The sequence below is a fragment of the Oscillospiraceae bacterium CM genome (genome assembly GCA_022870705.1).
Lineage (GTDB): Bacteria > Bacillota > Clostridia > Oscillospirales > Oscillospiraceae > Sporobacter.
The window spans coordinates 1-24866 of record CP072107.1 but is presented as its reverse complement, the minus strand read 5'-3'; the positions used below and the strand labels follow the sequence as shown (position 1 = coordinate 24866).

The window sequence follows — 24866 nt, the reverse complement described above, 5'->3', positions numbered from 1 at the left end:
CGCGGCGGCATTTGTGCCGTCTGGCTTGAATGAAATGATGAGACTCATGGATAGGATAACCCTGTCCATGAGTTTTTTAATATTTTTAAGGAAATTATATAGAAATCTAGGAGGATTGCCTTGAAATTTTACTGTGAAGAAATTGAAACCGTCCTGACGGAGACGAAGAGCACGCCAGCGGGCGTGACGGCTTCCGATGCCGAAAAAAGGCTTCTCGAGTCTGGGAAAAACAAGCTTAAAGAAGGCGAAAAGGTCTCTCTCGTCAAGCGTTTTTTGATGCAGCTTGCCGACCCGATGATCATCATCCTGCTTGTCGCCGCCGTTGTCTCTGCCGTCACATCGGTACTGCAGGGCGAAAGCATCGCCGATGTCTTTATCATATTGTTCGTCGTTATTGTCAATTCCGTTCTCGGTGTTTTTCAGGAAAATAAGGCCGAAAAGGCTATCGAGGCCCTGCAGCAAATGGCGGCGGCCACAAGCAAGGTCCTCCGGGACGGTAAAATCACCATCGTCAAAAGTGAGGACATCGTCGTCGGTGACGTTGTTTTGCTGGAAGCAGGTGACGCCGTACCGGCGGACGGGCGCATTCTGGAGAGCGCCAGCCTAAAAATAGAAGAGGCCGCGCTGACGGGCGAAAGCGTTCCGGTTGACAAATTCACCGACGCGATTTCACTTGGCAGTCAAACCGACATTCCGCTCGGCGACCGGAAAAACATGGTTTACATGGGCTCTACCGTTGTCTATGGCCGCGGCTCGGCTGTCATCACCGCCATTGCCATGGATACGGAAATGGGCAAAATTGCCGATGCGCTCACGCAGGCAAAGGAAAGCCGCACGCCGCTGCAAATTCAGCTGTCCCAGCTGAGCAAAATCCTGACATATCTTGTGCTCGGCATCTGCGCCGTGATCTTCGCTGTCGGGCTGCTGCGTGACGGCACCGCCCAGCTTCTGCCGACCTTCATGGTTGCCGTTTCACTGGCTGTCGCCGCCATCCCGGAAGGCCTTGTGGCTGTCGTAACGATCGTTTTGTCAATCGGCGTCACGCGCATGAGCCACCGCAATGCCATCATCCGCCGCCTGACCGCCGTTGAAACGCTGGGCTGCGCTCAAATTATCTGTTCCGACAAAACCGGAACGCTCACGCAGAACAAAATGACGGTCGTTGACGCCTATACAAGCGACGTTGCACTCCTTGCCTCAGCGATGGCGCTGTGTAGCGACGCCGAACTGACGGAGGAGGGCGGCGTCACCGGCGAGCCGACGGAAGCCGCCCTTGTCGTCTGGGCAAACAAAATGGGCCTAAGCAAAGACCAGCTCCGGATTGATACGCCAAGGATCGGTGAAGCGCCGTTTGATTCCGTACGAAAAATGATGAGCACCGTTCATCTCCATTCGGACGGGAGCGTCGTGCAGTTTACAAAAGGCGCGCCGGACGAGCTTTTGAAAAACTGTTCGCATATCCTGAAAGACGGCGAAATGCATGTACTGAATGAACAGGCCAAGGCGGATATTCTCCTGGCCAATAAAAATATGGCCGACCGCGCGCTGCGCGTGCTTGCCGCCGCGAAAAAAACATATCAAACCGAACCGGCGCGCTTTGAAGCGGATGATCTGGAGCACGACTTGTGCTTCATCGGGCTCGTCGGCATGATTGACCCCGTACGTCCGGAGGTCAAGGCAGCGATCGATAAATGCCGCAGCGCCGGTATCCGCCCCATCATGATCACCGGCGACCATATCGACACGGCCGTCGCCATCGCCACTGAGCTGGGGATTTTGACAGAGGAGACGACCGCCATTATCGGCAGCGCGCTGGGTGATATGCGCGACGAGGATTTTGCGCGCCAGTTCCAAAATATTGCCGTCTACGCCCGTGTCCAGCCCGAGCATAAAGTCCGTATTGTCAACGCCTGGCGCGGCGCAGGCTTCGTCACCGCCATGACCGGTGACGGTGTCAATGACGCGCCCAGCATCAAATCCGCCGATATTGGCGTGGGTATGGGCATTACCGGTACCGACGTAACGAAAAACGTGGCGGACATGGTACTGGCCGACGATAACTTTGCCACCATCGTCAGCGCCGTTGAAGAAGGCCGCCGGATTTATGACAATATCCGAAAAGTCATTCAATTCCTTCTCAGCTCGAATATGAGCGAGGTTATTAGCATATTTGTCGCAACGCTGCTAGGTTTTGCAATCCTCAAGCCGGTCCATCTTCTCTGGATTAATCTCGTGACCGACAGTATCCCGGCAATGGCGCTCGGTTTAGAAAAGGCGGAGCCAAATCTCATGTCTCGTTCTGCCCGCTCACCAAGAGACGGCGTATTTGCCGGCGGTATGGGCTTTGATATCGCCTATCAGGGTATCGTCGTCGCGCTCTTAACGCTTGCCGCCTATTTCATCGGTCATTTCATGGAAGCGGGTCGGTGGGAAATTGCCAACAGCGCCGACGGTACGACAATGGCTTTTCTGACAATGAGCATGGCTGAGATTTTCCACAGCTTTAATATGCGCTCCCGCCGCGAAAGTATCTTTACTTTGAGAACGAACAACAAAATTCTCAACTGGGCCGGTATCGCGAGCCTGGCGCTGACGTCCCTTGTCATTTATGTGCCATTTTTGGCAACGGCTTTTGAGTTTGAGCACATCAGCCTAAACGAATACGTCACGGCGCTCGTTTTGGCCGCTTTGATCATCCCGATTGTTGAACTCGTTAAGCTGATTCAGAGAAAATCCAAAAAAACAGCATAAAAAGAACGCGGAAAGCGCGCACACGCTTGCCGCGTTCTTTAACAGTCTGCGAAGCCGGCTAGAGCCGGCTTCGTTTTATTTGATGTTGATACACACGAGCATCTGTGCGTAAAAGTCATTGGCCGCCTGCCCGCGGGTAAAACCGGCGTTCTGGATGACGATCTTCAGCGCAGCTTTGTCGTTTTCAGTCGTAAAGGTCGCCTCGTCAAGCGAGAGGTTGTTGTCATAACGCGTGAGCTTATCAAACCGGGCGCGGATTGTCGATGCATCGAAGACAAGAAGCGTTTTCCCATTGGAATCCAAAAGCCGCAGTTGCATCTCGCTGCCGTTTGTTTCCATACGATACGTTATGCTGTTAACTTCAAATGCGGCGGCATTTGTTGCTCCTGTTTTTTCCGTCAAGGCAGGCGCTGACATCACGTTTTGTGTGACGACGTCGTATCCGGCAACAGTAATCATGTCGGAGAAATCGTACGAGACGCTGACATATTGCTCTGTCGGCCTGTCGATTTCATAGAAATGAAACCCAAAGACATTATAAAACGATGCATCGTCGTATGGGCTGAATCCGGCGGGCAGGTATGTCACGGCTGTAATTTCGTTTGTTGAGGCGAGATATTGCAGCGCCGTCGTCAGTCGCGCCTTGTCCTCCTCCGGAATATTGCCGTTGGGCTGTATTTTTCCATCTGTCAGCATGCCGTTTTTCTCCAGCACCGCCGTCATCACTTGTATTTGGCTGTTGCGGCTGACGGTAAACGCGTCAATCGGTGGAACCATTGAAATAGTAGCCAGCACCAGAAAACACGCCGCTATCGCGCCGCTTTTCCAAACAGGCCAGCCACTCAGAACGATTCCTGAAAAGACGGAAAACACCCCGAACAGGATGACAAAATATCGCGAAAAGGTTACGCCCGCGTCGGCCGCCTGAAGAACGGAGGCAACCGTCTGAAAAAGCGCAATCAGGACGAGGACTTTTGGGAAAATCATTTTAAACAGCGTCGCGAACTTGTTTTCTAGCCTGCCAACAAGAAGCGTGAGGATCAGCACCGTGATCGAATAGGATATCAGCAGCGGTTCTAAAAGGTCATTCGTCCAGAACTTGCCGCCAATATTCATAAAAATATAGATGACAAGAATGAAGGTAAATACGGCCGCCAGCGGTATGACGATATAGGTGAGCAAAACCTCCAGAAACCTTGGGCAGCTCGTCCGCTTTTCGACGAGCGCTTGCCGCGCCGTATCACGATCCTCCGTCGTACCGCCCCGTCCGGGATAAATGGGCACAAGCGATAAAAAGAGCATTGGCAAAAACACGATAAATACGAAATCAGCCGTATAGGGATAAGCGTTCTCGTGAACCGGCAGGATCAATAGGTCAACCGCCGCGATAATCGCCGCACACCCCAGAAAAAGCACGCCCGAGAAAAACAGGGCCTGCGCCAAAGCTTTGAAGGCCGCCATAAAGCTGTCGTTAAACCCGATACGGCTGCCGACGACGCCGAGCCAAATGTAAGCAATCAGCAGCGTGGCAATTGAAACAACGGCGCGCACTGCCGTTTCAGCTGTGTCAGTCGGCAGCCGGAAGATGGACAGGTAAAACAGCGCCGTTACTAAAAGTCCGGCGGCAAAAAGCGTCGTGCGCCATATGGCACCGATAAAAAATCGCTCGTAGGCCGATTGAGCCGCGGCAAGTGCTGCCGCGCCGACGGCGCATGTCAGTGTCATTTTGACGAGGTCCCGGCCGTCGTGGATCATCAGGCCTGTCATGACGGCTGCGGCAATGAGAAATACAACCGTGACGGGATATCGCCCTACAGAGTCGGTCAGGCCGCTTAATCGGCGCTTGATCGCAGAAATCATAGTAATCCCTCCTTTGTTATGATGCCCTGATATTACCATGATTGTCCGGCGATTTATAGTTTTTTAAAAAATTTTTATATCACTCTTGACAAGTACGCCGAATGGTGTATTATTGTATTAGTCTACTAACACAATAATACAGGCGGTGATTCAATGAACTGGCATTTTGAAAGTGATCGGCCAATCTATTTGCAGCTCAAAGAGCAAATCCTGCTGCAGATCGTATCCGGCTCGTATCCGGCGGGGTCGCGCCTTCCGCCCGTACGAGATATGGCGGCTGAGGCTTCGGTTAACCCAAACACGCTGCAGAAAGCCCTGTCGGAGCTTGAGCGGGACGGTATCGTCTACGCGCAGCGAACAAGCGGCAGATTTGTAACGGAGGATGAAAAGATGATAGCACAGGCGAAAGAGGCTCTGGCAAGCGAGCAGCTTGAGCTTTTCCTGAAAAAAATGGCGGCGCTCGGCTATACGAGGGCGGAAACGCTCGCGCTTATTAATAAAAAGGCGAAGGAGTGAAAGAAATGCCCATTTTGGAGTGTCTCGGTTTATCAAAAGCCTACGGCCGCAAAAAGGCTCTCAGCAACGTCAATCTCACTGTCGAACAGGGGCGGATTGTCGGCCTCCTCGGCCCGAACGGCAGCGGAAAGACAACGCTTATTAAGCTTTGCAATAATTTGCTGACACCATCAGGCGGGAACCTTCTCATTGGCGGTGCTGCCCCCGGCATTAAAACAAAATCCCTTGTCTCGTACCTTCCGGAGCAAACATACTTAAACGACTGGATGCGCGTGCGGGACATGATCGCCTTTTTCGCCGACTTCTACGCGGATTTTGACCATGCCAAAGCGCTTGACATGTTAAAAAGTCTCCACATCGACGAAGGCGATCGCCTGAAAACCCTGTCAAAAGGGACAAAGGAGAAGGTTCAGCTTATCCTTGTCATGTCGCGCCAAGCGCAGCTGTACCTGCTTGACGAGCCAATCGGCGGCGTTGACCCGGCAGCTCGCGACTATATTCTGAACACCATCATCAAAAACTACAACCCAGAAGCGTCGGTTATTATCTCAACACATCTTATTTCGGACATTGAGCGGGTGCTTGACGATGTCATTTTTCTGAAGGACGGCGAAGTTGTGCTAACGTCATCCGTTGACGCCATTCGGGCGGAAAAAGGCGTTTCGGTCGACGCGCTGTTCAGGGAGGTATTCAGATGTTAGGCAAACTGATGAAATACGAATTTAAAGCAACGGGGCGCATTTTTCTGCCGCTGTTCGGCGCGCTGCTCATCGTCGCCTTGATCAACAGGGTTTTCATCGAGCTGAATTTTAAAGTCCCAATGATCATTGGGACGACGATGTCCTCCTTTATGATCGGTGCCGTCTGCGTTGTTGCGCTTGTTCTCACAATCCAGCGTTTTTATCGCAACCTTTTAAAAAGCGAAGGCTACCTCATGTTTACGCTGCCGGTCACAGCGGATGGCCTCATTTGGAGCAAGCTGATTGTTGCAGCTGTCTGGACGGTTGTCAGCTTCGTCGCCGTGATGCTGGCTATCCTTTTAATGACCGCCGACAGCAGAACGCTGCAGTATATTCAGGACGCTATAATAAGCATAATCCTCGGCATCAAAGAATTCGGGTTCCAAGCCATCCTCTGTATGGTTGAGAGCATTGTTCTGATGGCTGAAACGCTGCTTTGCGGCATCCTTCTCGTCTATACTTGCCTAGCGCTCAGCCTTCTCGTCAACAAGCACCGTATTGGGTTTGCCTTTCTCATGTATATTGTTATAACGACTCTTTTACAAGTCGTTGCCGCAATCGGGGTGGAATTATTCCGTTTCGTTGATATCTGTGCCCTTATCGAGCACATGAGCAGCTTTGGGCAAATTCAAACGGCCTTGGGGGCTTATTTCCTCGCCATTACAATCCCCGGTGCGATCTTCTACTTCCTCACGCGCTATATGCTACAGCGCAAACTCAATCTTGAGTAAGCGCGCTTAAAAAGAAAGAGGGTGCCGCCTGGTGCGGCACCCTCTTTTATTTCTCAACCGACTTTGCATTTTCCGTTAGTCGTTTTCGCAGTGTGGCGACACCCGCAAACGGTGCTTGGCAGCTTTTGTTTTGACAGACATAGAAAAGGGTTTCGTCTCTTAACGGATAATCTTTGACAGACGGCACGATTGCATTTATACGTCCGGCGTTCTCCGGCGTTTTGACGAGCAGTGTCGTGTTTGGCACAAAAGCGTCGGCCAGTGCTTCTCTTAGCTGCTCTGCGTCGTCCGGCGCGCTCATTGTGCAGATCACTTCCATCGTCGGATACAGTGCTAAAATCGCAGCCATGAGACCAAAGCTGTGTCCAAGCGGGTACTCCTGTATCGATGCGGCTAAAAAAGCCGCCTGCCGGTCAGCGCGCGCCTGCCATGCCGGTTCACCCGTCAGGGCGGCAAGCCGATACAGGACATATGCCGCAACGGCGTTGCCGGAGGGGATTGCCCCGTCAAACGTCTCCTTCGGCCGCAGGATCAGTTCTTCCGCGTCGTCCCCGTAAAGGAAGAACCCACCTTCAGCCGTGTCTTCAAACAAGCCACACATCATTTCCGCCGTTTTCACAGCCTCTTCAAGATGCGTCACGTCAAACGTCGCATCATACAGCATTAGCAATGCGAAAGCGAAAAACGCATAGTCGTCTAAAAACCCCGTTCCGGCGGCATCGTTGTCACGATAGCGCACCATAAGATGCCCGTCCGTAGTTGTCAGCTTTTCTATGATAAACGTAGCCGCCGATTCGGCCGATTCGCGATAGGATGCGTTTCCCGTCACTTGATACGCCTTGGCAAACGCCGCAATCATCAACGCGTTCCACGATGTAAGGATTTTATCATCTTTAAAAAGCGTTGTTCTGCTCAAGCGGAATGACCGCAGCGCGGGAAGGAGGGCGTCAATCCGATCATCCGGTTTGTCGTAAGCTTCATTTTCGATCAGATTCGCGATACTGGCATGCTCAAAGTTTCCATTTTCCGTGATGTCGAAATAGCTGCAAAAATAGTCGCCGTCGTCATGTCCGAGAACAGTGAGGACATCGTCGGGTGTGAGGACGTAGTAGCGCCCTTCCGCGCCGTCGCTGTCAGCGTCCTGCGCACTGTAGAATCCCCCGCCCGGTGCCGCCAATTCCCTTTGGACATATAACAGAATCTTATCGGCAACGCTGCGGTAAAATTTCTTATGTGTCACCTGATATGCTTCCAAGTACGCCAGCGTTAAGAGGGCGTTGTCATACAGCATTTTTTCAAAATGGGGGACAAGCCATTTGTTGTCGGTCGAATAGCGCGAAAACCCATAGCCGATATGGTCAAAAATGCCGCCGCGATACATCTGCCGGAGCGTCATTTCAACCATATCAAGCGCATTCTGATTCCCCTCCAGAACGGCATACCGCAGTAAAAACAAAAGGTTATGCGGCGTTGGGAATTTAGGCGCGTGGCCGAAGCCGCCGAAAGCACCGTCAAAGCTGGCACGGAACATTTCAAAGGCATTCGTAATCGCACGTCGCGTCAGCTCCCCCGCTTTTCTCTGTTTACCACCTGTGATATTTTTTTGAATCTCCGTACCCATCCGCTCGAGTTGTTCGCGTTTATTTTTCCAAAGGTCTTTCACCGTCAAAAGAATTTCAACAAGGCCGTTCATTCCAAAGCGGCTCTCCTTCGGAAAATACGTTCCGGCAAAGAAGGGTTTTTTCTCTGGCGTCAACAAAACGGTCATCGGCCAGCCGCCCTGCCCGGTGAGCGCCTGGCAAACCGTCATGTAAACGGCATCGATGTCGGGGCGCTCCTCCCTGTCAACCTTGACGGCGACGAATGCGTCGTTTAATATCGCCGCCACCTCGTCGTCCTCAAACGATTCGCGCTCCATAACATGGCACCAGTGACAGGTGGAATAGCCAATCGATAGAAAAATCGGCTTGTCCTCCTGTCGTGCTTTTTTAAACGCCGCGTCCCCCCATGGGTACCAGTCCACGGGGTTGCGCGCGTGCTGAAGCAGATAGGGTGATTTTTCGTTAATGAGTTTGTTTATATGGTTTCTTTCTGACATAAAAACGCCCTTTTGTTTGCTTTGATCCTTTATAGTGCCAGTATATCACGTTCTGTAAAAACAATTCATCTTACCAACGATCTACGAATTGAAGAATGATTCTTTGCGTGCTTGTTGAAAAACACTTTGATTCTTTGCAAGATATTGTGATTTTGTATCATAATATCATACTTTTTATACAAACTGCTGTTGACAGTTAAATTATTAACGATATACCCTGTGTGTAATGTTTTTTTCAGAGAACCAGCCACCTTTGTTTTATTATGCTGCTCGGTGGCATGATAATGAACAGAAACGCGCCGTCCTGTGCATTATTTCTTATAACGTTTAGCCGTTGATTTTTTTTACGCCGAGGTATACTGTTACTGCCATAGAAAGGTGTGTCGCGATGATTGGTCTTCTCGTCGGTATCATTGCCGGGTCTATCCAATTATATATGCTCATGCAGTTTAGCACATTTATCTCGAAAGGCATTATGCATGGCAAGGCGCTGATGTTCGGAGCCCTTCAGTTTTTTATGCCGATGATCGTCCTTCTCGGTGTGGCCGTTTTCAGACGGCAGGATCTTATCTGGGCCGCCATCGGCATGAGCGGGATTTTACTTGTCGGGGCTGTCGTTAAATTCGTAATCTATATGAGAGGACGAAAGGGAAACAATGAGTGACAACTATACGATAATAATCTCCATATTAGCCCTTGTAGGCGGGTACGTATGGCGTCGGCGGGTGGTGGCCGTGATTGCGGGCGCGGAGAAGCCGACGAAGGGGCAGAAGCGGAACAGGACGCTGGCGACGCTTGTGACGGTGATTGGCGGCTACTTACTGCTGACGAAGCTGATTGAACTGGTTTTCGGCCCGCAGGAGGCGAAGCCGCTCGAGGTGGCAATTGCGCCGGAGCGCGTCGAGCTATTTGGCCACAGTGTCTCGTCAACCGTTGTGACGTCGTGGGTGATCATCGCGGTGCTTGTGGTCATTGCCATTTTACTGCGCGTTTTCGTACTCACCCGGCTGAAGGACACGCCGCGCGGGGCGCAGAACGTTCTGGAACTCATGATCGAGACGGTCACGAGCTATACGAAGAGCTCGGCGCACGGCGTGGGCGAATTTATGGCCAGCTACATTTTCACGGTAGCGATCTTTCTGGTTGGGTGCGCATGCGCCGAGCCATTTGGCGTTCGGACGCCGTCGTCGGACATCACGCTGACGGGCGCACTGGCGATATTGACGTTTTTTATCATCAACTACTACGGCATCAAGGTCAAGGGCGTGGGCGGGCGCATCAAATCGCTGGCGTCACCGACGCCGGTGGTTTTCCCGATCCGGATTGTAACGGACCTTGCGGTACCGGTCTCACTGGCGAGCCGACTGTTCGGCAACATGCTGGGCGGCCTTGTCGTTATGGATCTTTTGTACTCGGCGCTCGGCGGCTACGCGTTGGGGATACCCAGCGTGGCGGGGCTTTACTTCAACGTGTTTCACCCGTTAATCCAGGCCTTCATTTTTGTCACATTGACATTAACATTCATAAATGAAGCAACAGAATAGGAGGATAAAAAAATGAGTTATTTACCAATCGGTGTAGGACTGTGCCTGTTTGCCGCGGCGCTTGCAGGTCTCGGAATGGGCATTGCCACGGGCAAGGCTGTTGAAGCGGTGGCGCGTCAGCCGGAGGCCTCGGGCAAGATCAACGGCCTTCTGCTTCTTGGTCTGGCGATCACAGAGTCGACGGCGATCTACGGCTTTGTCACAGCGCTCATCATGCTCTTTTCGCTCAAATAAATCAAAGTGAGGTATTGACGGATGGAAGGTCTGCATCCTTCTGACATCCTGATACACATCATCAACGTCCTCATATTGTTCATTCTGCTGCGGGTGATTTTGTTCAAGCCCGTCAGCGCGTTTCTGGCGGCACGGTCGGCGAAGGTGGAAGCCCAGCTGAAGGACGCCGAGACGAAGCAGAACGAAGCGCTCGAGATGAAGGCCTCGTATGAGCATCATATCGAGACGTATGAGGAAGAAGGCCGGGAAATCATTCGACACAGCCAGGTCAAGGCGTCACAGGAAGCCCAGGAGATCGTCAAGGACGCCCGCGGGCAGGCTGAGCGCCTGATGACCGACGCGCACGAGCGGATCGCCGCCGAGAAGGCCCAGGCGATCGCGGAGGCGCGCACGGAGGTGGCGCTTTTGGCGACGGAAATCGCCGCGCGCATTTTAAAGCGTGAGGTGAGCGCAGTCGATAACAAGGCCGTCGCGGAAGACTTTTTCCGTGAGATGAGGTAGTCATGGATAAACCAGTATTGTTGATCGCCTCGCCGTATGACGAGGGGACGGTCAAAGCGATCCGGGACGGCTTTTCGAAGCAGTACGGCAGTGAGCTGGACTTTGAAGTCGTCGAGGACAACAAGATCATAGGCGGTTTTATTGCGATCATAGATGGCAAGGTATACGACGCGAGCTACTCCTCGCGTCTGTATGAAATCAGCCGGCAACTGAGTGAATGAGGTGAATAGATGATTGATTCTTCTTTTGCAACTGTCGGCGCGTTTTTAAAACAACGGGTGACGACGGCCGAGCCGGACACGGCAGTCTACGAGTACGGCGAGGTTGAAAGCTTCAGCGACAATATCGTCCAGATCAAGGGGCTGTCACAAAGCCGCTACGGCGAGCTTCTGGAATTTGACGGCGGGGCCGTCGGTCTGACGCTGGACCTGCATTTAGGGGGCGTCGGCGCGGCGCTTTTAGGCGGCAAGGTATCGACATCGAGCGTTGTGCGGCCGACAGGGCGCGTAGCGGAGGTGTGCGTGGGCGAGGAGCTTCTCGGCCGCGTGATTGACCCGATCGGCCGCCCGCTGGACGGCAAGGGCGAACTCAAGACGACGAAATTCCGCCCGATTGAATCGCCGGCACCGACGATCATGCAGCGCGCACCGGTCGACACAGCGCTGGAGACGGGCATTTTATCGGTCGACAGTATGATACCGATCGGCCGCGGCCAGCGCGAGCTGATTATCGGCGACCGCCAGACGGGCAAGACATCGATCGCCCTGTCGGCGATTATGAACCAAAAAGGGCGCGGCGTGTACTGTGTGTACTGCGCGATCGGCCAGAAGGCCTCGACGGTGTCGGGCCTTGTGCACATGCTGGAGAAAGCCGGCGCTTTGGAGAACACGGTGATCGTGGCTGCCTTCGGCAGCGACGCGGCGGCGATGCAATACATTGCACCGTACGCGGCGTGCGCCGTGGCGGAAGAGTTTATGTACAGCGGCAAGGACGTGCTCGTCGTGTACGACGACCTGAGTAAGCACGCGGTGGCATACAGAGCGATGTCGCTCCTGTTGCGCCGTCCGTCGGGCCGTGAGGCGTACCCCGGCGACGTTTTCTATCTGCACAGCCGTCTTTTAGAGCGCTCGGCGAAGCTGAGCGACGAGCTGGGCGGCGGCTCCTTAACGGCGCTGCCGATCGTTGAGACGATGGCGGGCGACATTTCGGCATATATTCCGACGAACGTCATCTCGATCACAGACGGCCAGATTTATCTGGAAAGCGAGCTGTTCAACGCGGGCATGCGCCCGGCTATCAACGTGGGCCTGTCGGTCTCGCGCGTCGGCCGTTCGGCGCAGCACAAGGCGATGCGGGCCGTTTCGGGCAGCCTGCGTCTGGACGTTGCGCAGTACCGCGAAATGGCGGTGTTCGCACAGTTTGGTGCCGACATTGATACGGCGACGGCAAACATGCTCAAAAACGGCGAGCGCCTGATGGAGCTGTTAAAGCAGAAGCAGGATCAGCTGTTTTCCCTGTCGGAGCAGACGGCGATATTGCTGGCTGTGTCAAACGGCGTGTTCACATCGTTTGACAAGCGGGACGTTGACAAGGTGCGGGCGAATTTGCTGGCGTATCTGCATCAGAACGCGGCAAACGTGATGAACAGCATCGACAAGACGGGCCAGCTGACGGACAACGACAAGACAGACCTTCTGCGCAGCTTTGAGCGGTTTGCGGCGGAAAGCGGGGAGAAGTAATGGCGAGCCCTACCGAGATACGCCATCACATCGCCGCCGTCGAACAGACGAAAAAAATCACGGGGGCCATGGAAATGGTCTCGTCGACCCGGATGAAGCGGGTCATGAGTCATATTGAACAGAATCACCGGTACTTTGACCACGTCCAAAAGACGATGAAAGAGATTCTGGTCACCGCGCAGGGCGTATCGCACCCGTACCTGAAGGACGTCCCGGCGGGCGGGCACTGCACCTACATCGTCATCTCGGGCGACAAGGGTCTGTGCGGCTCGTACAATTCAAACGTTTTGAATCTGGCGCTGCGTCACATTGAAGAGCACCCGAATCACTCGATTTTAACAATCGGGAACACGGCGGAGGACTTTTTCAACGCGCGGTCGATGGTGCCGGACGTGACGTATCTGGGCATCGCGCAGGACCCGGCGCTGACGCGGGCGCGCATGCTGGTGCGCGACGTGATGGCGCTGTACGACAGCGGGAAGACGGACGAGGTGCGCCTTGTGTACACGTCGTTTTACGGGGCGACGAAGAACAGGCCGGTGGAACGGCGGCTATTGCCGATCCGGCTGGACGATTACAGCAATATCGCCGACGCAGAAACGCTGGCGGACATCATGTATCACCCGACGCCGCAGGAGCTGTTTGACCTTCTCATACCGCAGTATATCCTCGGCATTCTGTTCGGGGTCATGGTACAGGCGTACGCGAGCGAGCACTTTGCGCGGATGAACGCGATGCACAGTGCAACGACGAACGCGCAGGACATGCTCAAGAGCCTGCGGACGAAATACAACCTGGCGCGGCAGAGCGCCATCACCAACGAGATAGCCGAGATTACCGGTGCGGCTGAAATCCTTAGAAAAGGAGACAGGTAAATTATGCCGAGTACGAACAGCGGAGTGCTTATCAGGATCAGCGGCCCTGTCCTGGACGTCCGTTTTGAAAACGCCGAAAGCGAGCCGCAGATCAATGATCTACTGATAACCTCCGACGGCCGCCACATGGAGGTCGCCGCGAACGTCTCGCCGGGCGTCGTGCGGTGCATCGCGCTGGAGGCAACCGACGGCTTAAGCTGCGGGATCAGCGTTGAGAACACGGGGCACGGCATCCAGGTGCCCGTCGGCAAAGAGGTCCTGGGCCGCGTTGTCGACGTTTTAGGGCGGCCGATCGATAACGGCCCGCCGATTGAGAGCACAGAGACGTGGGATATCCACCGCAGTGCGCCGAAATTTACAGACCTCACGCCGGTCACCGAGTTTTTCGAGACGGGCATCAAGGTCATCGACCTCATCACGCCGTACTCCAAGGGCGGTAAGATCGGCCTGTTTGGCGGCGCGGGCGTCGGCAAGACGGTTCTGATCATGGAGCTCATCTACAACATCGCCACGATGCACGGCGGCTTCTCCGTTTTCGCCGGCGTCGGCGAGCGCAGCCGTGAAGGCAGCGAGCTGATTCAGGATATGAAGAGCTCGGGCGCCATCAGCAAAACCGCATTGGCTTTCGGCCAGATGAACGAGCCGCCTGGCTCGCGTATGCGCATCGGCCTCACGGGCCTCACGATGGCCGAATACTTCCGCGACGAGATGAACCGCGACGTTCTCTTGTTTATCGACAACATCTTCCGTTACGTCCAGGCGGGCAACGAGGTATCGGCGCTTTTGGGCCGTATGCCCTCGGCCGTCGGCTACCAGCCGACGCTGGCCAACGAGCTGGGTAATCTGGAAGAGCGCATCGTTTCGACGAAGAACGGCTCCATTACGTCGGTACAGGCGATTTACGTCCCGGCCGACGACCTGACGGACCCGGCCCCGGCGACGATCTTTACGCATCTGGACGCGACGACGGTTCTGTCGCGGTCGATCGCCGAAATCGGCGTCTACCCGGCCGTGAGCCCCTTGGAATCCTACTCCCGTATTCTCGACCCGCTGATTGTCGGCCCGGCGCATTACAACGCGGCGCAGGGCGTCATCACGTGCTTAAACCGCTACCGCGAGCTGCGCGATATCATCGCCATTCTCGGTATGGAGGAGCTGTCGGAGGAAGACCGGAAGACGGTTTACAGAGCGCGGCGCATTCAGCAGTTTTTGTCGCAGCCGTTTAACGTTGCCGAGCAGTTTACGGGCAACAAGGGTAAATACGTGGCGCTTGCCGACACGATTCGCTCCTTTGAGGCGATTCTCGGCGGCGAGGCCGACAGTATGCCGGAGGCGGCCTTCTCCATGGTCGGCAATATTGACGACGTTTACAACAAGGCCAAGAACATGAAGTAACAAAGCGGGGGGCACGCGCCCCCCGATACCGCGCAATGAATCTCAGCCGCAGCGCGGCGGCGGAACGGACGGAACAAATGGCCAAACTGTTCAATCTGAAGATACTGACGCCGGAAAAGCAGTTTTTTGACGGCGACGCCGAGGTCCTGACGGTGACGACGACGGACGGGCGTTTCTCCTTTCTGGCTGACCACGCCCCGCTCGTCATGCCGATTGCCGTCGGAACGCTTTATGTGAAGACGCCGACAGAAACACGCGAGGTCTTCAACTCCGAGGGCTTCCTGGAGGTTCGCCACGGCGGCGTGCTCGTCTATGTCCAAGCCTGTGAAAAGCCGGAGGATATCGACGAGGCCCGCGCCGAGGAGGCGCGCCTGCGCGCCGAGGAGCGCCTGCGCCAGCAGCAGAGCATGCAGGAATACCGCCAGTCCAAGCTCGCCCTCGCCCGCGCCATGGCCCGACTCCAGGTCACCAAAGGCCGGGATAAAGTGTAGGCGTTTTAAGAATTAAATAGTCATACCCCCAAAGCTGCTTGCTTTGGGGGTATTTCTAGTTTGCTATTTTCAGCCGCTCGGCTACAGCAAGCGCGTCACACCGGTTGTTAAATTCATTCTCGGCGTGCCCTTTGACCCAGATAAATGAGACATTATGCGTTTCGAGAAGTGGAATCAGCGTCAGCCAGAGATCGACGTTTTTGACTTCCCCATCGCGTCGTCGCCAGCCACGCTTCTGCCAGTTCGTCAGCCAGCCCTCGTTGACGGCATTGACAACATACTGAGAGTCGGTGTATAAGTCGACCTGGCATGGTTCGTGCAGTGCCTGCAAGGCCGCAATTACACCTGATAGTTCCATCCGGTTATTCGTCGTCTCAGGGGCGCCGCCGGAGAGCTCTTTTTCCTTCTCCCCGTATCTCAAAATCGCCCCCCATCCTCCAGGGCCAGGGTTGCCGCTACAGGCCCCATCCGTATAGATTGTGACCTTTTTCATATCTCTTCCTCGGCACCGATGTCATCCGTGCCGATATCTTCTTCCTTATCCGTCCGAGCAATGGAAATAACACGCGCGTCGTCGCCAATGCGCATGAGCTTAACGCCCATCGTCGCCCGGCTGTAAACGCTGATATCGGCAGCTGCCATTCGAATGATCGTCCCATCGTCTGATATGATCAATACGTCGTCATTGTCGTCAACAACCTTAACAGCGGCGACCTTGCCGGTCTTATCTGCTATATTGTAATTTTTCAGGCCGATACCGCCACGGTTTTGGGCCGCCCGCTCAGCGCCTTCACAGACGACGCCGCGGAGGTATTCGTCAATTGGTGTTCTTTTGCCGTATCCCTTTTCGGTAACCGTTAGCAGCGCGCCGCCCTCGCGCGTTCTAGCTGCGCCGACACAGTAGTCTCCTTGCCGCAGACGAATGCCGCGGACACCGGCCGCCGTTCGCCCCATAGGGCGCAGGTCCGTTTCACAAAAGCAAATGGCCATACCATCGTGCGTAGCGATCAGAATTTTCTGCAGACCGTCCGTATCGCGGACGGAGATGAGCTCATCATCTTCGTCAAGCGTGATTGCCCGGATGCCAATATTACGGATGTTTTTTAATTCGGCCATCCGCATCCTTTTAACGGTGCCGCCCCGTGTAATCATAACAAGGTAGATTTCCTCTTCAAAATTCCGTACGCGGATCATAGCGGACACCTTTTCTCCCGGCTGCATTGGCAGGATGTTGACAATATTCGTCCCCTTTGCCTGCCGCCCGGCCTCCGGTATCAGATAACCCTTTTTGCGATAAGCTTTCCCAAAATTCGTAAAGAAGAGAATATAATCATGCGTCGAGGCGGTAAAGACCGTTTCGACATAGTCTTCATCTCTTGTCGTCATCGCCGTGATGCCGCGCCCGCCACGCTTCTGCGCTCTATACGTGTTGGCGGGCATCCGCTTGATATAGCCGCCGTTTGTGAGCGTGTAAACACACTCCTCCTCATCAATGAGGTCTTCAATATCGATCTCGTCTTCAACAACGGCGATTTCCGTCCGGCGGTCGTCGCCGTATTTGTCACGGATTTCCGTCAGCTCATCAATCAAAACGGATTTCATAAGCTCTTCCTCGGATAAAAGACGGAGGAAGTAGGCAATCTTCTCCATGAGCTCCTGATATTCGCTCTCGATTTTTTCGCGCTCAAGGCCCTGAAGACGGCGCAGCTGCATTTCAAGGATCGCCTGTGCCTGAACCTCGGACAGGCTAAAGCGCTCCATCAGGCGCTCTCTGGCGTCGTTATAGCTTGCGCGGATAATGCGAATAACCTCGTCAATATTGTCAACCGCGATGCGCAGCCCTTCGAGCAGATGCGCGCGCTCCCGCGCCTTTTTCAGGTCAAATTCCGTCCGTCGGCGGAGAACCTCTCTTTGAAAAGCAATATATTCGTCCAGGATCTGCTTTAAAGACAGGATGCGGGGCTGTGACTGATCTTCGACAAGCGCAAGCAGCACGATGGCAAACGTTGTCTGCATCTGTGTTGACGCGTAAAGCCGATTTAAAACAACCTGCGCGTTGGCATCTCGCTTGAGCTCAATGACAATGCGCATCCCGTCACGGTCAGACTCGTCACGCAATGCGGAAATTCCATCAATTCTTTTATTCTTAACAAGCTCGGCAATCGCCTCAATGAGGCGCGCTTTGTTGACCATATACGGCAATTCCGTCACAATGATGCGTGTTCTCCCTTGCGAGAACTCCTCCATCTCCGTGCGCGCGCGGACGTGAATCCGGCCCCGCCCCGTGGCATAGGCGGCGCGAATGCCGACTCTGCCCATGATGATCCCTTTCGTGGGAAAATCAGGCCCTTTGATATACTCCATCAACTCGTCAAGCTCCGCTTCCGGGTTGCGGATGACGCTGACAGCGGCGTCAATAACCTCGCGGAGGTTATGCGGTGGAATATTCGTCGTCATGCCGACGGCGATGCCCGAAGAACCATTAACGAGCAGATTCGGAAACCGGCTGGGAACAACGCGCGGTTCCTTCCTCGTTTCATCATAGTTTGCGGCCCAGTCAACTGTTTCTTTCTCGATGTCACGCAAAAGCTCGTTTGATATCTTCGACATGCGCGCTTCCGTGTACCGGTAAGCCGCCGGCGGGTCCCCATCAATTGAGCCGAAGTTGCCGTGGCCGTCAACCAACGTATAGCGCATGGAAAAATCCTGCGCCAGTCGGACGAGTGCATCGTAAACAGACGCATCGCCATGCGGATGATATCGGCCAAGCACATTACCGACAGCGGTAGCCGATTTTCTAAAAGGCTTATCACTCGTCAGATTATCCTCATACATCGAGTAAAGGATGCGCCGGTGCACCGGCTTTAGACCGTCCCGCACATCGGGGAGCGCCCTGCCGACGATAACCGACATGGCGTAATCGATATACGAATTCTGCATCTCATCCACAAGCGGTGAGACGACGATTTTCTGATCTGGAAACAGGATATCGGACTGGTCACTGTCCTTACGTGCCATTTATATCAAGCCTTTCTCGGGAATTTCGCTCAGATGTCGAGGTTGACGACGTATTTGGCGTTCTTTTCGATGAACTCCTTGCGCGGCTCCACGCGCTCGCCCATGAGGATTGTAAAGATTTCATCGGCTCGGACGGCGTCGTTGAGCTCAATGCGCTTGAGAATACGCGTTTGCGGGTTCATTGTCGTCTCCCAGAGTTCATGTGGATCCATTTCGCCGAGACCTTTATTGCGGCTGATGTCAACCTTCCCCTTGCCGTCTTCCCCGCGCATTTCTGCGGAAATCTGATCGCGTTGCGACTCGTTGTATGCATATCGAACCGTCTTCCCGCGCACCAACTTGAAAAGAGGAGGCTGCGCCGCGTAGACATAACCGCCCTCGATGAGGGGGCGCATAAAGCGGAAGAAGAACGTGAGTAACAGCGTTCTGATATGACTGCCGTCGACATCGGCGTCGGCCATAATGATTACTTTATGATACCGCAGCTTTGTCTCGTCAAAATCCTCGCCGATGCCGGCACCGAGCGCCGTTATAACCGGTGTGAGCTTGTCATTGCCGTAAACCTTGTCGGCCCGCGCTTTTTCGACGTTGAGCATCTTGCCCCACAGCGGCAATATCGCCTGAAACCGGCTGTCACGCCCGCCTTTGGCACTGCCGCCGGCCGAATCGCCCTCAACGATATAAATTTCTGTCAATTCCGGGTTGCTCTCATTGCAGTCGGCGAGCTTTCCCGGCAGGGCCATGCCCTCCAAGGCGTTTTTACGCCGGATGTTTTCGCGCGCGCGCCGGGCGGCCTCCCTGGCCCGCGAGGCTGTCAGCGCTTTGTCGAGAATGCCGTGCGCCGTGGCCGGGTTTTTTTCCAAAAACTCCGTGAGCTTATCCGTCATAATGTTGTCGACGAGCGTGCGCATCTCGCTGTTGCCGAGCTTGGCTTTCGTCTGCCCTTCAAACTGCGCCTCCGTCAGCTTGACGGAAATGACGGCCGTCAGCCCCTCGCGGCAGTCCTCGCCGGAGACCTTATCGTCATTTTTCAGAAAGTTGTTCTTTTTCCCGTAGTCGTTGAGCACACGCGTGAGTGCCGTTTTGAACCCCGTCTCATGCATGCCGCCTTCAGGCGTATGGATATTGTTGGCAAAGCTTAGAATCATTTCGTTATAGCTGTCGTTATATTGCAGAGCAACTTCCGCAGCGGCATCGTCCCGCGTGCCGGAGACGTAAATGACATCTTCGTGCAGTGCGGTTTTGTTGCGGTTAATATACGAGACAAATTCTCGGATGCCGCCGGCATAGCACATCTCGTTTTTCGTCTGGGTGCCGGGCCTCTCGTCAATCGTTCTGATTTTAAGCCCGGCGTTTAAAAAGGCCTGCTCTCGCATGCGCGTCAGGAGCGTGTCGTAATTGAAAATCAGCTCGTCAAAAATCTCACTGTCCGGTTTAAATGTCACCGTCGTCCCGGATTTGTCCGTTTGGCCGACAATTGTGAGCTCCTGTGTGATGTCACCCCGGGAAAAGCGCATTTCGTAGATATTGCCGTTTTTATGCACCTGGACAACAAGCCATTCTGACAGGGCGTTGACGACCGACGCGCCGACACCGTGCAGTCCGCCGGAAACCTTATACCCACCACCGCCAAACTTGCCACCGGCGTGTAAAACGGTAAAGACGACCTCCAAGGCGCTTTTTCCGGTCTGTTCCTGCATGTCGACCGGTATACCGCGCCCGTTGTCTATGACGGTAATGACATCCTCCTCGCCGATGATGACGGATATATCGGTGCAAAAACCGGCAAGCGCCTCGTCAATCGCGTTATCCACTATTTCATAAACAAGGTGATGAAGACCCGATGCCGATGTTGAGCCGATGTACATGCCCGGTCTTTTCCGGACAGCCTCAAGCCCTTCCAGCACCTGAATCTGTGACGCGTCGTAGTCATTCGCGGGTCTATTGATGTTATCGGACATCTCATTCTCCTCCAATGGGCTTGCTGTTTTGTCGGGCCGATCAGTCAAAGCGGACCGTTTCGCTGCGCTTAAAAAGCGTTGTTGACGCCAGCTGCGACAGATAAATTGTCGTTATCCCGCCGTCGCGGCAGACGATAAAGGATTTTGGCAAATCGGCGGAAACGTTAACAACCTGACCGGCTTTTTCCGCCCTGCTTAAAAAAGCGCGCGTCAGGTGTGATCCCGTTGTGTTGTCCAAATCAAAGATGCCAACAACTGAGCCTGTCGGCACGACAACGTTTTGACCTAGGTGCAAATACATCAGCCGATCATCCTTTTCCGAATTTGCTTATAAGATTAAGCGTCCGCTGTTCTGGTATCAACACGGCCGTTTCCATAACCCTCAGCTGCCTGTAAGTTCGCCGCCGGCAATATGCAAAAGGCGGCCGCCTGTCTCAAGACCGATGCGGGCATCCTCACAGCATGTTATAAATACCTGGCCGTCATGTATATGGTTTAGAACATATTGCTGCCGGCTTCTGTCAAGCTCAGATAGGACATCGTCAAGCAGTAGGATGGGATGCTCACCGCTGTCGTGAAAATGAATGTCGCGCTCGGCAAGCTTAATCGATAAAGCCGCTGTGCGTGCTTGCCCCTGCGAGGCATAGCATCGGGCAGCCTGACCGTTAATATGAATTTCCAAATCGTCCTTATGCGCGCCGGAGAGGCACGTGCCGGATTCAAGCTCCGCTCGTCGGTGTTCTTGCTGATGGGCCAGCAGCTGGTTTAACAACTGCTCTGGTTTTTTTGTCACATCGGTGATGGTTTTCACCGTGCGGTATGTTATGGTCAGTTTTTCAACGCCGCCGCTGAAATCAAAATGAATGGCGGAGGCTTTCTCGGAAAGACGTGATGAAAAAGCTGACCTGTAGTGGATCAGCTCGGCGCCCAATGCCGCTAGGCGCGCGTCAAAATCGTCTAATGTGTCCAGAAGAGATGGTTTTATTTTATAGTCCTTCAGAATTCTCGTCTTATGCTCCAAAAGACGATTGAATTCGGCCAGAATTGCGGCATAGCGCGGCCGCAACTGACAAAGGCAGGCATCCATCAGACGCCGTCGAACGGCGGCACCATCGCGGACAAGGTTTAAATCATCCGGGCAGAAAAGTACGGCGCGCAGCTTTCCGGACAGCTCGGCAGCTGTTTTTAATTTGACGCTGTTAACAAAAAACTGACGACGAGAAGCTCTCAAAAGACGGGCTTCCATCGTCTGGTCTCTTCCCTGCGTTGTGACATCGGCGTAAATGACCGCATCATTGCGCTCAAAGCCGATCATCTCCCGGTCGTTGCGCGCGCGGAATGACCGGCCTTGCGTCAAAAACCAAATGGCTTCAATCAGATTCGTCTTACCCTGCGCGTTGTTCCCGATTATGATGTTGACGCGGTCGGAAAAACAGGCCGTGAAGTCTGTATAATTCCGAAAACCGTCTAGCCTGAGTTTTCTGACAACCATTTTTATTCCTTTTTTTCGGCTATGACATTTAAAATCGTTTTTCCGAATGCCACGGTTTCTCCCGGCCTTATTTTTTTGCCGCGCTGCAGACATACTTCCCCGTTGACGGAAACGAGACCGTCTTGGATAAAAAGTTTTGCCTCGCCGCCTGACTGTGCCAGGCATGCAAATTTTAAAAGCGCATCCAAACGGATAAATTCACCTGTAATCGCGACCGGAAGGCCATTTTCCGGCCTGATTTTTCTGACCTTAACTTTCATTAGCCTTTAACCGAACCGGCAGAATCATATACAGAAAATTATTGCTGCCGTCTGCCGGGATAATGATACACGGCGTAATGCCGGAGGTAATATTAATGCGAACTTGTTCAGATGGTGCGGCTTTCAGAGCGTCCAGCAGATATCGGTTGTTAAAGCCGATTTCCATATTCTCGCCGTCACCCTTAACCGGGCATTCATCACTGGCGCGGCCAAGCGCCGTATTTGACATAAATCGAATTACGCCGTCTGAAAAGATGCAGCGAACTGGGCTTTTAAGCTTGTCGCTGATAATTAGCGAAACACGTTCAACAGCGTCCACTAAGGCGCGCCGATCAGCATCAATGCTATATTTTTCTGTATGTGGTATCGAATTTTTATAATTTAAGAATTCACCTTCAAGACGTCTTGAAATCAGAACTGTCCCGCCAATCACAAAAATGATGTGCTTTGTCCCCAGTAAAATGGAGACATCCTCCTCCGAATCAGTGAGAATTTTTTCAACTTCATTAAGTGCCGTTCCTGGTACAACAAAATTCATACTTGCCTCAGCCGGCACACTGAGCATTTCACGCCGCAGCGCCAGCCTGTAACCGTCAACGGCAACAACCGTCAATACACCGTTCTCCGCTTCAAACAGTGCGCCTGTGTGAATAGGGCGTGACTCATTGTCACTGACAGCGAAATTCGTCTGCGCGATCATATTTTTCAGATTCTTCTCCGTTATTTTAAGAGAATTTTGATAATCGACGGCAGGTAAATCGGGGTAATCATTTGCCGGGGTGCCGAGGACCTGAAAATCACTCATGCCACAGGATATTTTTGTCATGTAATTGTCGTCGGCTGAAACTGTGACGATATTATCGGGGAGCTTTCGAATAATCTCTCCAAACAGCCGCGCGTTTAAAACCATATTACCCTCTTGTAAGACGTCGGCCTGGACAGTCGTTGATATCCCAGTTTTTAAGTCATAACCGGAGATCTTGATGGTATTGTCCGTTGCTTCAACAAGCAGCCCCTCCAGTGCCGGAACGGCGCTTTTCACGGCGGCAGCGCGTGATGCTGTAGAAATGGCTGTCTGTATAAGATTCTTTTCAACCGTAAACTTCATCGTATGTCCTTTCCCCGTCCGTCAAATTTTTTGCATAAAAGGCAGACAGAAAGAATATAATATATATTTTTAGTAATAGTAGCAGTAGTACAAAATTATGTGGAAAACATCCATTTATACGACAACTGCGCACTTTTTCAGCACGGTCTCAATGTGGATAGTTTAGCACAAAAAACATGAAATCAGCACAAACGCGGGGAATTCACAAAACGTCAACAATTAATGCACGAAGATTTGTGGACAATTAGTTTCGGGCATTGATATTGGCGGTAATGTCACGGATCATCTGAGAAAACGGAGAAGAGGCTTTCATAGTATCCTCTATGCGGCGAATGGATGATAAAACTGTTGTATGATCACGGCCTTCATAGAGATCTCCAATGTCCTTGAGGGACAAGTTCGTCAGCTTGCGGATCAGGTACATTGATACCTGTCTGGCTTGCGCCGTATTTTTTGTCCGTCGCTGCCCCTTCAAATCATCCGATGTGAGGGAATAGAATTTGGCTGTTTCATCAATTATGAGATCTGCCGTGGGCATATATTCCGTTTTTTCCTTAAACATATCTTTGATGGCTTTAGCAACGGAAGAGACGGTGATGCTGTCGTTCATCAGATCACGGTAAGCCATCACTTTTTTAACGGCGCCTTCGATCTGCCGGACATTTGATGTCATGTTTTCGGCAATGTAATCGGATACATCGTCTGGCAGGAACATGCCGAGCTGCTCAGCTTTATTTTTGATGATCGCCATACGTGTTTCATAATCGGGCGGCTGTATATCCGCCAAGAGGCCGGATTCGAAGCGGGTTTTAAGGCGGTCTTCCAAGCGTGTCATCTCATTAGGTGGCCGGTCAGACGTGAAAACGATTTGACGATTTGCTTCATACAGGGTGTTGAAGGTGTGAAAAAATTCTTCCTGTGTCTGAATTTTTCCAGCTATAAACTGAATATCATCCATTAAGAACAAATCAGCACCGCGATACTTTTCGCGAAATTCCACGTTTTTGCCAACCTGCAGCGCTAATATCAGTTCGTTCGTGAAATCATCACCCTTAACATAGACGATATGATATTCCGGGTGCTTTTTGGCGACGGCGTGACGGATGGCGTGCAGCAGATGCGTTTTGCCGAGCCCGGAATCGCCATAGATAAAGAGAGGATTGAAGTTTTTTATCTGTCCCTCGGCGACAGCTTTCGCAGCGGCATGGGCAAACTTGTTGGAATTGCCGACAACAAAGCGCTCAAACGTAAATTCCTCTTCAGAAGGATCAAAGGACGGTTCTTTTTGCTTGAAGGCGTCAAGCTCACCTTCCCCCAGCACGAGAACATCAAAATCACCTGAAAACAGCTCATTCAATGCGTTTTTGACAGATCCTAAAAAACGCCCTTCAATCACATCTTTTTTGAAATTGGAAGGCGTATGAATAACAAGACGGTTATCGACGATTTCAACAGCCGTACAATCGTCAAACCAGGTCGTGATCGCCGTAGATGTGAGCTCGTTACCCAGTATTTTTAGAATTTTGCCCCAAACATCGGCAGCTGAGTTCAT

23 protein-coding genes are annotated in these 24866 nt (G+C 53.0%); 13 read left to right on the top strand and 10 right to left on the bottom strand.

Translation table 11 applies throughout. From position 1 onward, the window contains the following. Positions 1 to 120 precede the first annotated feature (120 nt). Positions 121 to 2751 carry a cation-translocating P-type ATPase gene (locus tag IZU99_00115; GenBank protein UOO37709.1) on the top strand — a complete coding sequence of 877 codons (2631 nt, stop codon included), beginning with the start codon at positions 121 to 123 and terminating at the stop codon, positions 2749 to 2751. 75 nt (positions 2752 to 2826) lie between these two features. On the opposite strand, the gene IZU99_00110 is transcribed toward IZU99_00115, so the two are convergent. Further along, positions 2827 to 4611 carry a DUF4153 domain-containing protein gene (locus IZU99_00110; protein UOO37708.1) on the bottom strand — a complete coding sequence of 595 codons (1785 nt, stop codon included), beginning with the start codon at positions 4609 to 4611 and terminating at the stop codon, positions 2827 to 2829. A 153-nt stretch (positions 4612 to 4764) separates the two neighbouring features. Between IZU99_00110 and IZU99_00105 the strand changes: the two genes are divergently transcribed. Genes IZU99_00105 through IZU99_00095 form a run of 3 tightly spaced genes read left to right on the top strand, consistent with a single transcriptional unit; the run spans position 4765 to position 6598 of the window. Next, complete coding sequence (locus tag IZU99_00105; protein ID UOO37707.1) at positions 4765 to 5127, top strand: GntR family transcriptional regulator; 363 nt, start codon at positions 4765 to 4767, stop codon at positions 5125 to 5127. A 5-nt stretch (positions 5128 to 5132) separates the two neighbouring features. Next, positions 5133 to 5828, top strand: a complete 696-nt coding sequence (locus IZU99_00100) for an ABC transporter ATP-binding protein (protein ID UOO37706.1) — start codon at positions 5133 to 5135, stop codon at positions 5826 to 5828. Further along, entirely contained in the window at positions 5822 to 6598 is a 777-nt protein-coding gene (locus tag IZU99_00095) for a hypothetical protein (GenBank protein UOO37705.1), read from the top strand. The genes IZU99_00100 and IZU99_00095 overlap by 7 nt, the downstream gene beginning before the upstream one ends. A 46-nt stretch (positions 6599 to 6644) precedes the next feature. Here the strand turns inward: IZU99_00095 and IZU99_00090 are convergent, their stop codons facing one another. Continuing rightward, on the bottom strand, positions 6645 to 8696 hold the full coding sequence (locus tag IZU99_00090) for a thioredoxin domain-containing protein (protein UOO37704.1): 2052 nt from the start codon (positions 8694 to 8696) through the stop codon (positions 6645 to 6647). A gap of 388 nt (positions 8697 to 9084) precedes the next feature. On the opposite strand from IZU99_00090, the gene IZU99_00085 reads away from it, so the two are divergent. From IZU99_00085 to atpC, 9 genes are all read left to right on the top strand, one after another. Further along, entirely contained in the window at positions 9085 to 9360 is a 276-nt protein-coding gene (locus IZU99_00085) for a hypothetical protein (GenBank protein ID UOO37703.1), read from the top strand. Further along, complete coding sequence (locus IZU99_00080) at positions 9353 to 10240, top strand: F0F1 ATP synthase subunit A (protein UOO37702.1); 888 nt, start codon at positions 9353 to 9355, stop codon at positions 10238 to 10240. The genes IZU99_00085 and IZU99_00080 overlap by 8 nt, the downstream gene beginning before the upstream one ends. Before the next feature lie 12 nt (positions 10241 to 10252). Further along, positions 10253 to 10474, top strand: coding sequence for an ATP synthase F0 subunit C (gene atpE / locus IZU99_00075; GenBank protein UOO37701.1), 222 nt, complete (start codon positions 10253 to 10255; stop codon positions 10472 to 10474). Positions 10475 to 10495: 21 nt separating this feature from the next. Continuing rightward, positions 10496 to 10975, top strand: a complete 480-nt coding sequence (atpF, locus tag IZU99_00070; GenBank protein UOO37700.1) for a F0F1 ATP synthase subunit B — start codon at positions 10496 to 10498, stop codon at positions 10973 to 10975. Between the two features lie 2 nt (positions 10976 to 10977). Further along, entirely contained in the window at positions 10978 to 11196 is a 219-nt protein-coding gene (locus IZU99_00065) for a F0F1 ATP synthase subunit delta (protein UOO37699.1), read from the top strand. 9 nt (positions 11197 to 11205) lie between these two features. Continuing rightward, positions 11206 to 12714, top strand: a complete 1509-nt coding sequence (locus IZU99_00060; GenBank protein UOO37698.1) for a F0F1 ATP synthase subunit alpha — start codon at positions 11206 to 11208, stop codon at positions 12712 to 12714. Further along, positions 12714 to 13589 (top strand): ATP synthase F1 subunit gamma, encoded by an 876-nt coding sequence (atpG, locus tag IZU99_00055; GenBank protein ID UOO37697.1) that lies wholly within the window; start codon positions 12714 to 12716, stop codon positions 13587 to 13589. The genes IZU99_00060 and atpG overlap by 1 nt, the downstream gene beginning before the upstream one ends. Positions 13590 to 13592: 3 nt before the next feature. Further along, on the top strand, positions 13593 to 14984 hold the full coding sequence (locus tag IZU99_00050) for a F0F1 ATP synthase subunit beta (protein UOO37696.1): 1392 nt from the start codon (positions 13593 to 13595) through the stop codon (positions 14982 to 14984). A gap of 77 nt (positions 14985 to 15061) precedes the next feature. Then, positions 15062 to 15475 carry an ATP synthase F1 subunit epsilon gene (gene atpC, locus IZU99_00045; GenBank protein UOO37695.1) on the top strand — a complete coding sequence of 138 codons (414 nt, stop codon included), beginning with the start codon at positions 15062 to 15064 and terminating at the stop codon, positions 15473 to 15475. A 55-nt stretch (positions 15476 to 15530) separates the two neighbouring features. On the opposite strand, the gene rnhA is transcribed toward atpC, so the two are convergent. The 8 genes from rnhA to dnaA all read right to left on the bottom strand — a co-directional run bounded on the left by rnhA (position 15531) and on the right by dnaA (position 24866). After that, positions 15531 to 15968 (bottom strand): ribonuclease HI, encoded by a 438-nt coding sequence (rnhA, locus tag IZU99_00040; GenBank protein ID UOO37694.1) that lies wholly within the window; start codon positions 15966 to 15968, stop codon positions 15531 to 15533. After that, positions 15965 to 18493, bottom strand: coding sequence for a DNA gyrase subunit A (gene gyrA, locus IZU99_00035; GenBank protein UOO37693.1), 2529 nt, complete (start codon positions 18491 to 18493; stop codon positions 15965 to 15967). The genes rnhA and gyrA overlap by 4 nt, the downstream gene beginning before the upstream one ends. A 29-nt stretch (positions 18494 to 18522) precedes the next feature. Continuing rightward, entirely contained in the window at positions 18523 to 20454 is a 1932-nt protein-coding gene (gene gyrB / locus IZU99_00030; GenBank protein ID UOO37692.1) for a DNA topoisomerase (ATP-hydrolyzing) subunit B, read from the bottom strand. A gap of 40 nt (positions 20455 to 20494) precedes the next feature. After that, the gene (locus IZU99_00025; protein UOO37691.1) at positions 20495 to 20755 is read right to left on the bottom strand and encodes a DUF370 domain-containing protein; all 261 of its coding nucleotides are present in this window, start codon (positions 20753 to 20755) and stop codon (positions 20495 to 20497) included. Positions 20756 to 20836: 81 nt separating this feature from the next. Further along, positions 20837 to 21946 carry a DNA replication/repair protein RecF gene (recF, locus tag IZU99_00020; protein UOO37690.1) on the bottom strand — a complete coding sequence of 370 codons (1110 nt, stop codon included), beginning with the start codon at positions 21944 to 21946 and terminating at the stop codon, positions 20837 to 20839. 2 nt (positions 21947 to 21948) lie between these two features. Next, on the bottom strand, positions 21949 to 22206 hold the full coding sequence (locus IZU99_00015) for an RNA-binding S4 domain-containing protein (protein UOO37689.1): 258 nt from the start codon (positions 22204 to 22206) through the stop codon (positions 21949 to 21951). Further along, positions 22196 to 23314 (bottom strand): DNA polymerase III subunit beta, encoded by a 1119-nt coding sequence (dnaN, locus tag IZU99_00010; protein ID UOO37688.1) that lies wholly within the window; start codon positions 23312 to 23314, stop codon positions 22196 to 22198. The genes IZU99_00015 and dnaN overlap by 11 nt, the downstream gene beginning before the upstream one ends. A gap of 244 nt (positions 23315 to 23558) precedes the next feature. Continuing rightward, the gene (gene dnaA, locus IZU99_00005) at positions 23559 to 24866 is read right to left on the bottom strand and encodes a chromosomal replication initiator protein DnaA (protein UOO37687.1); all 1308 of its coding nucleotides are present in this window, start codon (positions 24864 to 24866) and stop codon (positions 23559 to 23561) included.